The 12081-nt window shown below is 66.3% G+C and carries 11 protein-coding genes; 8 read left to right on the forward strand and 3 right to left on the reverse strand.

Annotation, left to right across the window (positions count from 1 at the left end; genetic code table 11):
- Positions 1-109: 109 nt before the first annotated feature.
- The gene (locus E7773_RS06055) at positions 110-2509 is read left to right on the forward strand and encodes a response regulator (RefSeq protein ID WP_293989467.1); all 2400 of its coding nucleotides are present in this window, start codon (positions 110-112) and stop codon (positions 2507-2509) included.
- 12 nt (positions 2510-2521) lie between these two features.
- Positions 2522-2890, forward strand: coding sequence for a response regulator (locus E7773_RS06060; protein WP_293989469.1), 369 nt, complete (start codon positions 2522-2524; stop codon positions 2888-2890).
- Positions 2891-2983: 93 nt separating this feature from the next.
- Here the strand turns inward: E7773_RS06060 and E7773_RS06065 are convergent, their stop codons facing one another.
- Entirely contained in the window at positions 2984-3499 is a 516-nt protein-coding gene (locus E7773_RS06065; protein WP_293989471.1) for a phosphoribosyltransferase family protein, read from the reverse strand.
- Positions 3499-4518: an adenosine deaminase gene (locus E7773_RS06070; RefSeq protein WP_293989473.1), complete on the reverse strand. Its 1020-nt coding sequence runs from the start codon at positions 4516-4518 to the stop codon at positions 3499-3501. Before E7773_RS06070 ends, E7773_RS06065 begins: the two co-directional genes overlap by 1 nt.
- A 101-nt stretch (positions 4519-4619) precedes the next feature.
- Between E7773_RS06070 and E7773_RS06075 the strand changes: the two genes are divergently transcribed.
- The 4 genes from E7773_RS06075 (at position 4620) to E7773_RS06090 (ending at position 8672) form a co-directional block, all read left to right on the forward strand.
- The gene (locus E7773_RS06075) at positions 4620-5801 is read left to right on the forward strand and encodes a cupin domain-containing protein (RefSeq protein WP_293989475.1); all 1182 of its coding nucleotides are present in this window, start codon (positions 4620-4622) and stop codon (positions 5799-5801) included.
- 121 nt (positions 5802-5922) lie between these two features.
- Positions 5923-7008: a recombinase RecA gene (gene recA / locus E7773_RS06080; RefSeq protein WP_293989477.1), complete on the forward strand. Its 1086-nt coding sequence runs from the start codon at positions 5923-5925 to the stop codon at positions 7006-7008.
- A 207-nt stretch (positions 7009-7215) separates the two neighbouring features.
- Positions 7216-8049, forward strand: coding sequence for a class I SAM-dependent methyltransferase (locus E7773_RS06085; protein WP_293989478.1), 834 nt, complete (start codon positions 7216-7218; stop codon positions 8047-8049).
- A complete protein-coding gene (locus tag E7773_RS06090; RefSeq protein ID WP_293989479.1) occupies positions 8046-8672 on the forward strand; it encodes a glutathione S-transferase in 627 nt (208 codons plus the stop codon). The genes E7773_RS06085 and E7773_RS06090 overlap by 4 nt, the downstream gene beginning before the upstream one ends.
- A gap of 3 nt (positions 8673-8675) precedes the next feature.
- On the opposite strand, the gene E7773_RS06095 is transcribed toward E7773_RS06090, so the two are convergent.
- A complete protein-coding gene (locus E7773_RS06095; RefSeq protein WP_293989997.1) occupies positions 8676-9977 on the reverse strand; it encodes a dicarboxylate/amino acid:cation symporter in 1302 nt (433 codons plus the stop codon).
- A gap of 93 nt (positions 9978-10070) precedes the next feature.
- On the opposite strand from E7773_RS06095, the gene E7773_RS06100 reads away from it, so the two are divergent.
- Both E7773_RS06100 and E7773_RS06105 read left to right on the forward strand, forming a co-directional pair.
- The gene (locus E7773_RS06100) at positions 10071-10817 is read left to right on the forward strand and encodes a hypothetical protein (protein WP_293989480.1); all 747 of its coding nucleotides are present in this window, start codon (positions 10071-10073) and stop codon (positions 10815-10817) included.
- A gap of 32 nt (positions 10818-10849) precedes the next feature.
- Positions 10850-12067: a Xaa-Pro peptidase family protein gene (locus E7773_RS06105; protein ID WP_293989482.1), complete on the forward strand. Its 1218-nt coding sequence runs from the start codon at positions 10850-10852 to the stop codon at positions 12065-12067.
- The last annotated feature ends 14 nt before the right edge of the window (positions 12068-12081 follow it).

Raw genomic sequence — 12081 nt, forward strand, 5'->3', positions numbered from 1 at the left:
CGGCCGACCGGCGCGGCGACGCCGCGTCCGACGGGGCGCGATTCACCCTCGCCCCGGCCGACCCGTGATCCCGCTTGACGCGCTCCGCCGACCCGCCACAAGGGTTCCGATGGCCTCGCGACCCGCTCCCTTCGCCGCTGCGACCCCCGGCCAACGTCAGGCGCTGCTCGTCGCCGCGGCGTGCGGGATCGGTGCGGCAGCGATCGCGCTGCTGGTGCTCAAGAGCGCGGCGATCGCGGGCGGATTCGCTGCCGCGATGCTGGTGCTTGCGGGGACGGTGTTCGTCTGGTCGCGCCTCGCCCCCGCAACCGCCGCGGAGAGCGCCGAGACCGACTGGAGCGTCGCGCGCACGCTTGCCGCGGCGAGCGACGATGCGCTGGCGGTGACCGACCGCGCCGGGCGGCTGATCTGCGCTAACGAACGCTACAAGGCGCGCTTCGGCGGCTATCCGACCCCGCCGGGCCTCCCGCTCGACGGCAGCGGCGCGGCCGACCTTGCCAACGCGGGCCGCACCGCGTGGCGCGACGGGTCGGCGCAACTCGACCGGATTACGACGCGGGGGAACCCGCTCGCGGTGCAGATCGAGCGCGCCGGCGAGGCCGAGGACATGCTGGTCTGGCGCTTCCACGAAGCGCAGGGGCTCGACCTCGCGACCAACGTGCAATCGCTGATCGCCGGACCGACCGGCGACCGGCTCGCCGCCGCCGGGATCATGGCGGCGCTGATCGCGCCCGACGGCAAGCTGCTCGCCGCCAACCGCGTATTGCGCGAGCGGTCGATGGGGCACGAGGAAAGCGTGGTGGTCGGCCGCGACTTCGCGCGTTTCCTGTCGGTCGATAGCACCGGCCGGGCGCGGTTCGAGCGTGAGGGCGCCAAGGGCAATCCCCTGCGCATCCTGCAAATCCCCTTCCTCGACGGCGAAGACGCGCCGATCCTAGTCGCGTTGCTCGACGAGGAGGAAAGCGGCCAGCCCGCGATCGGCGCGAGCGCGGCCGCGCACGTCAAGAGCCTGATCTCGTTGCTCCCGGTCGGGCTCGCGCTGGTCGATCGCGACGGGCGCTTCGTCCAGATGAACGACCCGTTCGTCCGCGCGGCGCAAGTCGATGCCGCGCACCCCCCGCTCTACCCTGGCGATCTCGTCGTGCGCGAGGACAAGGCCGCGGTTGCCGACGCGATCCGCAAGTTCGCCAACGGCGCGACGCATTCGACCGACATGGCGATCCGGCTGAAGGATCATCCCGACGAGCCGGTCGCGCTGACCATCGCGGGTGCCCGCGGGCTGGGGGACGCATCGGTGCTGCTCAGCCTGAAAGACAATGGCGAGGAGACACGGCTCAAGCGCGAAGTCGCACAGGCCACCAAGATGCAGGCCGTGGGCCAGCTCGCGGGCGGGGTCGCGCACGATTTCAACAACATCCTGACCGCGATCATCGGCCATTGCGACCTGATGCTGATGCGCCATTCGCCCGGCGACAGCGACTATGACGACATCCAGCAGGTCAAGGCGAACTCGAACCGTGCGGCGAGCCTGACGCGGCAATTGCTCGCGTTCAGCCGGCAGCAGACGCTGCGCCCGCAAGTGCTCCAGCTGCCCGACGTGATCTCCGAAGTATCGCAACTACTTAAGCGGCTGATGGGCGAGACGGTGACGCTCAAGGTTCGTCACGGGCGCAATCTCGGTCCGGTCCGCGCCGATCCAGGCCAGCTCGAACAAGTCGTCGTCAACCTCGCGGTCAATGCGCGCGATGCGATGCTGGCAAAGGATGGCAGCGGGGGCACACTCACCATTACCAGCCGCGCCGTCACCGCCACCGACGTGCGCAAGCTCGGCAACGATATCCTGCCAGTCGCAGATTATGCGCTGCTCGAAATCGCCGACACCGGAGTCGGCATCCCGCCCGACATTGTCGGCAAGATCTTCGAGCCATTCTTCACGACCAAGGAAGTGGGGAAGGGCACCGGGCTCGGCCTCTCGACAGTGTACGGCATCGTCAAGCAATCGGGCGGGTACATCTTTGCCGACAGCCGGCCGGGGCAGGGGGCGACCTTCTCGATCTATTTCCCGGTGCATACGGCGGAATCTCCCGCCGCCACGCGCCGTGCGGAAGCGCGCGACAAGCCCGCCGACCTGTGGGGCACCGGCACGATCCTGCTGGTCGAGGACGAGGACATGGTCCGCGTCGTGGCCGAGCGCGCGCTGACGCGGCAGGGCTATACCGTGCTGACCGCCGAACATGGCGAGGCGGCGCTGGAACTGCTCGCGGCGGGCGAGCGCCCCGACCTGCTCATTTCGGACGTCGTCATGCCGACGATGGACGGCCCGACGATGGTCCGCCACGCGCGCGAGCGCTATCCCGATCTCCCGATCCTGTTCATGTCGGGCTATGCCGAGGAGCAATTGCGCAAGTCGATCGACCTCGACAACGTCGCGTTCCTGCCCAAGCCGTTTTCGGTCCAGCAGCTGGCGGAAGCCGCGCGCGACGTACTTGCCGCCGCCGCCCCGGCCTGACAAAGGCGCGTCATGAGTATCCAGCGTATCCTGATCGTCGAGGACGAGCCTTTAATCGCCATGATGCTCGAGGATTTCCTCGACGCCTTGGGCAAGCAGCCGGTTGAAACCTGCGACAGCGTCCAGTCCGCACTAGCGGTAATCGCGCAGCAGCCGATCGACGCAGCGATTCTCGACATCAACCTGTCGGGTGGGGAAAAGAGCTGGCCCGTCGCCGACGCGCTCGCCGAGAAGGACATTCCGTTCGTGCTGTCGAGTGGCGGCGACGAAGTGGCGGAGGGCCATGCCGGCCGACCGCGGCTGGACAAGCCGTATACGATGGATGGCGTCGAAAAGGCGCTCAACTCCCTCTCCCATTCGGGAGAGGGACAAGGCGCGTAGCGCCGAGGGGTGAGGGCCAGGTCGAAAACGTTTCTACCTGGCCCTCACCCCTCGCGGCACTCGCCGCTCGACCCTCTCCCGATGGGAGACGGTTTAAGCGATCCGCTCAGGCACCGCCGCCGCGTCCGCGTCGAGCGAGGTCTGCGGTGCGACGGCTTCCCACGGGAACACGAACCAGTCCTTGCGCGTCCGCCGGTCGATCGTTTCGGCGCGGTACTCGACGCGTTCCTTCGACTGGCTGTTGTCGAGCAAGGTCGCGAAGCGCACATGGTCGCGCGCCGCGCCCGCCGTCGCCAATGCCGCGCGCAGCTTGCCGATCGTGGCCCCGGTGTCGTTGATGTCGTCGACGAACAGCAAGCGTTCGCCATCGCGCGTGCGCGCCGCCAGCCGGACCAGCGGCGCGTCGGAGAAATCCTCGACCTGGCTCGAGTGATCGACGGACAGCATCGGTAGTCCCGTGGCATGGCTCAGATAGACCGCCGGTGCGAGCCCTCCGCGCCCGATCCCGATGATGAAGCTCGGCGTCCAGTCGCTCTTCGCCAGTTCGGCGGCGAGAACATGTACCTGTTCGACGAACTCCTCGTGCGGGATCGGGGTGAAGACCGGCATCAGACATGCTCCTCGACATAAGCGTCCAGCCGCGCGAGATGCCCCGCGACCTCGTCGTCGCTCAGGAACGAGCCGAGGAACGAATTGCGCGCCAGCGTCGCCAGTTCCGCCTTGCCGAGCCCGCGCCCATCCACCGCCGCCTGGTAGTTCGCGCCGATATAGCCGCCGAAATAGGCCGGATCGTCCGAATTGACCGTCGCGCGCAGCCCTTCGCGCAGCATCCGGTCGATCGGATGCTCCTCGATCGAGGCGACATTGCACAGTTTGACGTTGGACAGCGGGCACACCGTCAGCGTCATCCCGGTACGCGCCAGCCGCGCGGTCAGCACCGGGTCTTCGAGACTGCGGTTGCCATGATCGAGCCGGTCGATGTCGAGCAGGTCGAGCGCCTGATAGACGTAATCGGGCGGTCCTTCCTCGCCCGCGTGCGCGACCAGCTTGAGCCCCTTGCCCCGCGCCGCCGCGAAAACGCGCGCGAACTTTTCGGGGGGATGCCCGACCTCCGACGAATCGAGCCCGACCCCGGCAATCCGGTCGAGCCACGGTTCGGCCGCCGCGAGCGTCTCGAACGCGGCTTCCTCGCTCAGGTGGCGCAGGAAGCACAGGATCAGCTTCGACGTCATCCCGTGCTTCGCCTCGGCATCGGCCATCCCGGCGAGCAGCCCCCGCATCACCGTGTCGAAAGCGATTCCGCGGTCGGTGTGCGTCTGCGGGTCGAAGAAGATTTCGGCATGCACCACCCCGTCCGCCGCCGCGCGGTCGAAATAGGCGAGCGCCATGTCGCGAAAATCCGCCTCGGTGATGAGCACACTCGCGCCGGCATAATAGATGTCGAGAAAGTCCTGCAGGTTGGAGAATTGATACGCCGCGCGGACCTCGTCGACGGTTCTGAACGGGATCGCCACGCCGTTGCGCTCGGCCAGCGCGAACATCAGTTCGGGCTCGAGGCTGCCCTCGATATGAAGATGAAGCTCGGCCTTGGGCAGGCCGGCGATGAACGTGGCGAGATCGGTCGTCATGGCGCGCAGCATCGCCGCTTCGCCGAAAGGCTGCAAGCCGCAATGACCACCGCGACAGTCCCAGACTCGACACTAGGTCGGGCGCGGGTAAGCTCGGCTGCATGGATTTTGCAGACTTCATCGCGCCTTTCCCCATCCAGTCGTTCCTGAGCGATACCTACGATCGGGCACCGCTTCACATCGTGGCGCCGGGCGAGGCATCGGAACGCCGCCGGAAGCTGCTTTCCTGGTCCAGGCTGAACGATCTGCTCGGCGTCGCCGGCCATTGGCGCGAGGAGAACGTCAAGCTGTTGCTGAACGGCGCGCCGTTGCCGCCCGATCATTATCTCGACGAGACCGCCACATCGGCGGGACCGGTATGGCGCGCCGATCCGGGCAAGATCGAATCGCTGCTGGCACTCGGCGCGAGCCTGGTCGCCGATGCGGTCGAGAACGCATCTCCCGACCTCAAGCAGATCACGACCATGCTGAGCGCGCAATTCCTCGGCACGTCGGGCGCGAACGCCTATTGCTCGTTTCAGGGCATTCAGGCGTTCCGCAGCCATTGCGACTTGCACGACGTGTTCGCGGTTCATTGCGAGGGCGAGAAGGTTTGGCGGATCTATCGCGACCGGGCGCCCGACCCGGTCGAGCAGCATGCCGGACCGGACGCACAGGCGGAGATCGATCGCGCCAAGGGGCCGGTGCTGATGGAAGTCCGCATGCGGCCCGGCGACCTGCTGTACATTCCGCGCGGCTATTATCACGACGCGCTGGCGTCGTCGGCGGCATCGCTCCACGTCACCTTTTCGGTCGCGCGGCATACCGGGCAAATCGTGTTTCGCGTTCTCGAGCAACTGGCAATGCGCGATCCGCAGTTCCGCGCCTATCTTCCCGACGGGCGCGCGGAAGAGGGGGGCCAGCTCGCCGAACGGATCGAAGCGCTGTCAGTACGCGCAGCCGAACTGATGCGGACAACCGCGTTCGCGCACGCTTTGCTGGGCAAGCAGCTGGAACTGGCCAAGCCGTTTCGGGCGCTGTCGCTGCCGCAACGACCTCGCCCGGCGATGTTCGTGCGGCGCGACCGGCCGTGGCGCATCGTCGACGACGAGCGGGGCGCCTTGCTGCAATGGGACGGCGGCGAGGCGGCGCTCGGGTTGACGGAGCCGGCCGCGCGCTGGTTCCTCGGCCAGAGCATCGTGTCATCGCAGCAACTTGTGGCGCATTACCCGCAACTCGGCGAACCCGCGCTGGCTGGGCTAATCGAACTGCTCCAGCGGGCGGGGCTGATCGAGCCGCGCTGAGCGGCGACTCGGCGGCGCCAAAATAATTTCTGTTCCTCTCTTGTTCCATGAGAACAAACACGATACACGCTCGATCACAGATTGACGCGGACGTGGTTCGCATTACGCGATGGAGGCTCCAATGGCGGCATCTTTGAAGGTCATCGACAATCCCATGGCATTGAGCAACGACAAGTCTTCCGGCGAACGCGCGAAGGCGCTCGAAGCGGCTCTCGCGCAGATCGACCGCGCGTTCGGCAAGGGCTCGGCGATGAAGCTGGGCTCGAAGGAGGCGATGCAGGTCGAGGCGATCTCGACGGGTTCGCTCGGGCTCGATATCGCGCTCGGCGTCGGCGGGTTGCCGCGCGGCCGCGTGATCGAAGTGTACGGGCCGGAAAGTTCGGGCAAGACCACGCTCGCTTTGCACGTCATTGCCGAAGCGCAGAAGAACGGCGGCACCGCCGCGTTCGTCGACGCCGAACACGCGCTCGACCCGGTCTATGCCAAGAAGCTCGGGGTCGATATCGACGAGCTGATCGTGTCGCAGCCCGATACCGGCGAGCAGGCGCTCGAGATCGTCGATACGCTGGTGCGGTCGAACGCGATCGACGTGCTGGTGGTCGATTCGGTGGCCGCGCTCGTCCCGCGCGCCGAGATCGAGGGCGAGATGGGCGACAGCCATGTCGGCCTGCAGGCCAGGCTGATGTCGCAATCGCTGCGCAAGCTGACCGGTTCGATCAGCCGCTCGCGCTGCATGGTGATCTTCATCAACCAGCTGCGCATGAAGATCGGCGTGATGTACGGCAATCCGGAAACCACGACCGGGGGCAATGCGCTGAAGTTCTACGCGTCGGTTCGTCTCGACATTCGCCGCACCGGCGCGATCAAGGACCGCGACGACGTGGTCGGCAACTCGACTCGCGTGAAGGTCGTCAAGAACAAGGTCGCGCCGCCGTTCAAGCAGGTCGAGTTCGACATCATGTACGGCGAGGGCATCTCGAAGATCGGCGAAGTGCTCGACCTCGGCGTCAAGGCCGGGCTGGTCGAGAAATCGGGCGCGTGGTTCAGCTACGACAGTGTCCGCATCGGGCAGGGCCGCGAGAACGCCAAGCTGTTCCTCAAGGATAACCCGGAAATGGCCGACCGCCTCGAAAGGGCGATCCGCAACCGCACCGACGCTGTCGCCGAGGAGATGATGGCGGGTCCGTCGGAAGAGGACGATCTCTGAGGTTCCATCGCCGCGAAAAATAATTTTTGCTGCGCTGCAACCAATTCGCTTGATCCACGTTAACGCTTTACCCCCGCGGCGATCCCCCCTCCGCCGCACTTCCCGGAAAGGCCCGCCCGCGTCGGCGGGCCTTTCATATTTGGGGTTTGCTGACATTGCGTTTGCTGTGACCTTAGTGTGACCTTCCAGGACGGGGGATCGGCGGCGATGACGAGCAATTTGGAATGGGCTGGCCGTGTCGGCGACGTCTGGGCGCGCGAATGGCAACGCACCGACCGCAGCTTCGCTGGGCTCACGCCGCATCTGATCGGCGCCGCCTTGGCGTTGGCGCCTGAGAAGGGGAAGGCGATCGACCTCGGGTGCGGGGCGGGCGAAACCACGATCGCGCTGGCGTCGGCGCGGCCGAAGCTTGAGGTTGCAGGTGTCGATCTGTCGGCCGACCTGATCACGATCGCGCGCTGGCGCGGCGCGGGGCACGCCAATTTGACCTTCCGAGTCGGCGACACGGCGGCGCTCAAGCCTGCTTCAGCTGTCGATCTGTTCCTGTCGCGTCACGGCGTCATGTTCTTCGACGACCCGGTTGCCGCGCTCTCGGCGATCCGCCGGGCCGGCACGCCCGACGCGCGGCTGGTGTTTTCCTGTTTCCGCGATCCCGGTCTCAACCCTTGGTCGCACCTGCTCGACGACCCCGGCGCGCCTGCTCCAGCCGCATCCCCTGTCTATGCCCCGGGCCCGTTCGGGTTCGCCGATCGCGACCTGACCGCCGGTATCCTCACCCGCGCCGGCTGGGTCGATGCCGAAGCCGTGCCGGTCGACTACACCTATATCGCCGGCGCGGGTGACAATCCGGTCGACGATGCCCGGCTATTCTTCTCGCACATCGGCCCCGCCGCGCGCGCGCTGGCCGACGTGGCGCCCGACCAGCGCGCGGTCCTGTTCGACCGACTGGACACGGCGCTTGCCGCCCACGAAAGCGAGGGCCAGATCAAATTCCCCGCGGCTGCCTGGATCTGGACCGCGCGCGCCGGAGACACCGCATGACGCTGATCGTCCACCACCTCAACAATTCGCGCTCGCAACGAATCCTGTGGATGCTTGAGGAACTCGGGCTCCCGTACGAGATCAAGCACTATCAGCGCGATGCAAAGACGATGCTCGCGCCACCCGAACTCAAGCGAGTCCACCCGCTCGGCAAGTCGCCGATGCTCGAGGATGACGGACGGATCGTCATCGAAACCGGCGCGATCTGCGAATATTTGGTCGAAAAGGCCGACGGCAAGCTCGGTCCGCCGGCGCACCGCGACGCTGCGTTGCGCTATCGCCAATGGCTGCACTACGCCGAGGGGTCGATGATGCCGCCGCTCCTGGTGATGCTAGTCGTCAACCGCATCCCGCTGCTGGGCAAGACCGCCGCCAAGCGGATCCAGCCGATGATCGACGTCCATCTCGACTATGTCGAAAGCGAACTCGCGCAGCGCCCGTGGTTCGCCGGCGACGAGATGACCGCGGCGGATATCATGATGAGCTTCCCGCTCGAAGCCGCGATGAGCCGCGCCGGGCTCGACGCCTCGCGCCCCGCGACCGTCGCGTGGGTCGAAAAGGTCCATGCGCGCCCGGCGTACCGGACTGCGCTCGCGAAGGGCGGCCCCTACGCTTACGCCTGAGCGCTAGTCCTTGCCGCTCAGCCCATGGCTGGGCGCATGCGCTGGCTCGATCACCACTGGTTGCTCGGCGCCGAGCGCGCCTTCCCATTTGGCGACGACGCTCGATGCGATCGCATTGCCCAGCACGTTGGTCGCCGACCGCCCCATGTCTAGGAAGTTGTCGACCGCCAGCACCAGCAGCAAGCCGGCGCCCGGCAAGTGGAACATGTCGAGGTTCGCGGCGATCACGACCAGGCTGGCGCGCGGTACCCCGGCAATGCCCTTCGACGTCACCATCAGCATCAGCAGCATGCCGATCTGCGCGCCGATCGACATCGGAATGTTGTATGCCTGAGCGATGAACAGCGATGCGAACGTCATGTACATCATCGATCCGTCGAGGTTGAACGAATAGCCCAGCGGCAGCACGAAGCTTGCGATACGCGGCGGCACGCCGAACCGTTCGAGCGCTTCCAGCGTCCGGGGCAAAGCTGCCTCCGACGAAGCGGTCGAGAAAGCAAGCAGCGCCGGATCGCGGACGTGACGTAGCAGACTGATCACGCGCCGCCCGATGATCAGGAAAGCAAGGCCGATCAGCAGCAGCCACAACGTGCCCAGCCCGACGTAAACGCTACCCATGAAGTAGGCGAGCTTGGCGATCACGTTGGGACCGTGCTCGATCAGTGCGGCCGCCATTGCCGAGAATACCGCGAACGGTGCGAAACGCATGACGTAATCGGTGATCTGCAGCATTACGGCGACCACGCCTTCCAGCGCGCGCACGATCGGCTTGGCCTTCTCGCCGACCGCGGTGATCGCGACGCCGAAGAAGCACGAGAAAATGACGATCGGCAGGATTTCGTTGGTCGCCATGACGTCGACGATCGAGGCGGGGAAGATGTGCTTGACGATCTTCGCCGGATCGAACCCCGCGGTGTCGATCCCCGATTTCTCGGTGACTGGCGGAAGGGGGAGGTTGAGCCCGACGCCGGGTTGCAGCAGGTGGACCAGCGCGAGGCCCAGCGTCAGCGACATCAGGCTGGCGCCGAGGAACCACAGGATCGACTTCAGCCCGACTCGCCCGAGCGCCCCGGTGTCCCCCATGTGCGCGATCCCGACGACGAGCGTCGAAAAGACCAATGGTGCGATGATCATCTTGATCAGCTGGAGGAAGATCGTGGTGATGATCGAAATATAGCCGGCGATATGCTTCAGCGTGTCCGCCGCCGCCGGCGTGCCGTCGTCGAAATGCGCGTTGATCGCCCAGCCGATTGCAATGCCGAGCACCAGCCCGATCAGAATGAAGGTCGTCAGCCGCTTCGCCAAGATCACTCTCCCCAAATCGGCGGACAGGGAAGGGGATTGTCGCCGCCGGGTCAAGCGCCGTATCGAAGCCCGGGAGTGGTGTAGGAGAGGGGTATGCTGGGTACGGTTGCGATCATGTTGGCAGTCGGCGGGATGGATGACCCGACGATGACGATTACGCCCGTCCCGGGCAAGGGTTACAGTATTTCGATCGAATCGTTTCCCGCGAAGGACAAGCCGCAGGTCAGCGCCAGGATGATCGAGAAAGGCATCGCGAAATGCGGTGCGCTCAAGCCGCGCTGGGGGCGGTTTTCTTTCAAGACCGGCTATCCGAACGGTGCGGCCGGGGGGGCATGGGTGATCGGTTATCGCCAGGCGCTCACCTGCTACGATCCGGCGAACGACCCGTTCAAGCCTGCCCCCGCCGACTGGATAGCAAGCGAGGCCGATGCCAAGGAAGCGACGGCATTCGCCAACGGCTATCTCGATCGATTTCAGACGGGCGACGTTCGGGCGGTTACGATGTTCGAGCCGATGCTGGAGATGACCATCACAGAATGGGTCGGCCAGCCCAATCATGTCAAAGGCCGATTGGGGAGGGGCACGCGCAGGTTGGCAGGGCCGATCTGGCGCCTCAACCCCACCGAGGCGGCGCACCCGGGCGCCTACGCCATGTTCGGCTTTCTCGGCCAATATAGCGGGATGCGCGCCTATTGCGGGATGCTGATGGTGTACCGCGTCGCACCCGGCCAATATCAGATCACCGCGGAGAACATGCAAACGGTGACCAACGACGATGTCTCGTCCGGCCGCGTATCGGCGAGCGTCGCGGACCAGTCTTGCCGCGACATGCTCAAATGACCCGGCTGTCGCGGCGAAACGTGCTGGGTGCGATGGCTGCGGGACCCGCCTTGGCCTCGGTTGCAGCGCGGGCGGCGGAGTCCGATCTCTCCGGCCTCAAGGACATGACCGCTGGCGTGGTGCCGATCGGCGCCGACGAGCGCCGTCGTCGGCTCGACAGGGCGCAGGCGCTGATGCGCACGAGCGGGATCGGTGCGGTGCTGATCGAGCCGGGGTCGAGCCTCGTCTATTTCACCGGCATCCGCTGGGGCCGCAGCGAGCGCGCGATGCTTGCCGTGCTCCCGGTCGAGGGCGAGCCGTGCATCGTCTCGCCCTATTTCGAGGAACCACGGATGCGCGAGAGCCTCGCGATTTCCGCCGAGGTGCGCGTGTGGCAGGAGGATGAGGATCCGCTCAAGCTAGTCGCCGGGTTCCTGCGCGACCGCAAGCTCGCCGCGCGGCCGGTCGGGATCGAGGAGACGGTGCGGTTTTTCGTCCCCGACATGCTCGCGCATGCCTTGCCCGCTGCGAAGATCGTCACCGCCAACCCGGTGGTGCGCGGGTGCCGGATGATCAAGACGGTGGCCGAGCTCGCGCTGATGCAGCGCGCGACCGACATCACCATTGCCGCCTACCGCTGGACCTATCCGCGCGTCGAAAAGGGCATGACCGGGCGCGACATCGGCGCGCTGATGGACGCCGCGACGACGAAGCTGGGCGGGAGCCCCGAATTCAGCCTGGTCCTGATCGGCGAGGCGGCCGCTTATCCGCACGGCACCCAGGCGGTGCACCGCGTGGGGGACGGCGAGATCGTGCTGATGGACTGCGGCTGCACGGTGCAGGGGTATCAGTCCGACATCTCGCGGACCTTCGTGTTCGGTAGGGCAAGCAAGGACCAGCGGACGGTGTGGGAGCAGGTCCATCAAGGCCAGCAGACCGCGCTCGCCGCCGCGCGGATCGGCGTGCCGGCGGGCAGCGTCGACGTCGCGATCCGCAAACTCTACGAGAGTTTCGGGTATGGCCCCGGCTACAAGCTGCCCGGTTGCTCGCACCGCACCGGGCACGGGATCGGACTCGACGGGCACGAACCGGTCAATCTGGTGCGCGGCGAGACGACCAAGCTTGCGCCGGGCATGTGCTTCTCCAACGAACCGGGCATCTACATCCCCGGTAAGTTCGGCGTTCGGCTGGAGGATTGCTTCCACATGACGGAAGCCGGACCCAAGTGGTTCAGCACGCCGCCACCGTCGATCGACCAGCCGTTCGGTTGATCCGCGGAGGACGC

Source organism: Sphingomonas sp., from assembly GCF_004799495.1.
GTDB lineage: Bacteria > Pseudomonadota > Alphaproteobacteria > Sphingomonadales > Sphingomonadaceae > Sphingomonas.